Source organism: Shigella sp. SIG6 (genome assembly GCF_053555815.1).
In genome coordinates this window covers 1-468 of sequence record NZ_JBQZXC010000319.1, presented here as the reverse complement: position 1 = coordinate 468, position 468 = coordinate 1, and the positions used below count along the sequence as shown (strand labels likewise).

1 pseudogene is annotated in these 468 nt (G+C 48.9%); it reads left to right on the top strand.

Annotated features, from left to right (window positions below):
• A pseudogene (gene istB / locus ACUU1M_RS20600) lies at positions 1-402 on the top strand (IS21-like element IS100kyp family helper ATPase IstB); the annotation flags it as partial.
• Positions 403-468: the final 66 nt, after the last annotated feature.

Below are 468 nucleotides of genomic sequence, written 5' to 3'. Positions count from 1 at the left end.
GTCCGTGCAGGTATCAAAGTTCGCTTCACAACAGCAGCAGATCTGTTACTTCAGTTATCTACGGCACAACGTCAGGGCCGTTATAAAACGACGCTTCAGCGTGGAGTAATGGCCCCCCGCCTGCTCATCATTGATGAAATAGGCTATCTGCCGTTCAGTCAGGAAGAAGCAAAACTGTTCTTCCAGGTCATCGCTAAACGTTACGAAAAGAGCGCAATGATCCTGACATCCAATCTACCGTTCGGGCAGTGGGATCAAACGTTCGCCGGTGATGCAGCACTGACCTCAGCGATGCTGGGCCGTATCTTACACCACTCACATGTCGTTCAAATCAAAGGAGAAAGCTATCGACTCAGACAGAAACGAAAGGCCGGGGTTATAGCAGAAGCTAATCCTGAGTAAAACGGTGGATCAATATTGGGCCGTTGGTGGAGATATAAGTGGATCACTTTTCATCCGTCGTTGACA